At 40.9% G+C, this 866-nt stretch carries 1 protein-coding gene; it reads left to right on the forward strand.

Translation table 11 applies throughout. The features are described from left to right. Nucleotides 1-265: 265 nt before the first annotated feature. Nucleotides 266-703, forward strand: coding sequence for a hypothetical protein (locus B5F78_RS16620; RefSeq protein WP_239473511.1), 438 nt, complete (start codon nucleotides 266-268; stop codon nucleotides 701-703). The last annotated feature ends 163 nt before the right edge of the window (nucleotides 704-866 follow it).

Genomic DNA, 866 nt, shown 5'->3' on the forward strand with positions numbered 1-866 from the left:
TGACGAAGAACAGGAGCGGAAAGGACCAAAAAATCGCCCAAAGCACACACGAAAACGGATACATCAAGCCAAGAAAAACTTTTTGGAGAAATTCAAAACAGCTTCTTACATCTAAATTTTATTTTAGGCCTACCGTCTGTAATGTAGGGGATGTCTGAATCGAACGCTTACGAACCGTTTCCCCGCGAAGGTATCTTCATAAAAACAAGAGCAGGATGTCAACTCATAAACTCACAAACTTAAAATGAGCTATATCCGTCAGCGTATGAAAGACAAATCACGTACCGACATCGAATTGACTCCGCTGAAAGCTAAAATCGAAACCGTTTTCAACAAGCGGAATATCGATGAGGATTGCGATACCATAGCACGACTGCTTTCACCTTATCGGAAAGCAGTTCGTGAATCGATCAGCCAAGGCAAGTATGCCGAAGCCGTAACTGTTCTACTCGAAGTCCTCGAAAGCCTCACTTACCACTTTGTGGAAGACGAGCATTACAACTATTTCGATGACATGTACAGTCCTGATTATGTTTGTCAAGACATGATTGAGGCAATTATCAATGGCATCAAAAACGTGAATTTTCCAGCGGCTGAGTTGCAGCGTTTGAAAGACGGATTGGAGAAGTTGAAGCATACGGAGGCATACGAGGATTATGGTGTGCCGTATGTGTTAGATGTGTGGGAGAAATTCCAACGGTAACTAGCCTATAGTCATCAAAGACAACCGGTCAAAAAACACATTCATAGTGGGTGTTCGTTAATCTGTGAAAACACTAAACATAGAGAAGAATAAAGTAAAATCCGCGTTAATCTGCGGAAATCTACGTTTCAAATAAATCACAAACTTATTAATATGAAAGATT

This window comes from Bacteroides sp. An279 (assembly GCF_002159615.1).
GTDB lineage: Bacteria > Bacteroidota > Bacteroidia > Bacteroidales > Bacteroidaceae > Phocaeicola > Phocaeicola intestinalis.

Excerpts from the sequence above, each read along its gene's own strand:
- B5F78_RS16620 (WP_239473511.1), top strand. The coding sequence starts at position 266 with ATGAAAGACAAATCACGTACCGACATCGAATTGACTCCGCTGAAAGCT.